This window comes from Streptomyces sp. IMTB 2501, assembly GCF_001953885.1.
In the GTDB taxonomy this organism is placed as follows: Bacteria; Actinomycetota; Actinomycetes; order Streptomycetales; family Streptomycetaceae; genus Streptomyces.
The window spans coordinates 89,199-89,838 of sequence record NZ_MQUS01000035.1 but is presented as its reverse complement, the minus strand read 5'-3'; the positions used below and the strand labels follow the sequence as shown (position 1 = coordinate 89,838).

At 70.8% G+C, this 640-nt stretch carries 1 protein-coding gene and 1 pseudogene; both read right to left on the bottom strand.

The window, feature by feature from the left end; genetic code table 11:
- Positions 1-185, bottom strand: a 185-nt coding sequence (locus AV521_RS39270) for a carboxyl transferase domain-containing protein (protein ID WP_305965215.1), incomplete at its 3' end; no start/stop codon positions are given.
- A 128-nt stretch (positions 186-313) separates the two neighbouring features.
- Positions 314-640, bottom strand: a pseudogene (locus AV521_RS51690) (AfsR/SARP family transcriptional regulator); the annotation flags it as partial.

The window sequence follows — 640 nt, the reverse complement described above, 5'->3', positions numbered from 1 at the left end:
AAACCGGTCGCCCGGTGCCGGCGCAGCTGCTCGACCTCCTGGAACGAGCCCTCGTCGAGGAGCAGCCCGATCCGCTCGCGCACGGTGAGCTTGCCCTTGGCCTTCTGGGCGGCGGTCGCCTTCTCGCTCGGGCCGGCGAGCACGCTCTCGCGTATGCCGGCCAGTTCCTCGACGCGGGACCTCATGTCTCCCCCTGCTGACGTGAAGTGACGGAACCCACTTGCCCGTTGAGCCTGCCAAAGCGGGCTGACCGTGTGCTGACGGGCCGCCTACGTGCCGCACAGCCCACCGACGCCGTCAACGGAAGCCCAGGTCAGACGAGTTGGAGATGGCGGTCGCCGGTGAGAGCCGGGTCGTGGGAGAGGATCGCGCTCTCGACCCGGCGCAGGGCCGGGGAGGGCTCGATACCGAGCTCGTCGTCGAGGCGGCGGCGCATCCGGCGGAAGACATCGAGGGCGTCGGCCTGCCGTCCCGCGCCGTACAGCCCGATCATCAGCTGCTCGCAGAACCGCTCACGTAACGGGTGGTTGGTGTGCGCCTCGGCCAGTTCCGCCAGCATCGCCGCGTGCCGGCCGAGCCGCAGCTCGGCGTCGAAGCGCAACTCCATCGCCCGCATCCGGTGCTCCTCGTAGCGGGCGCC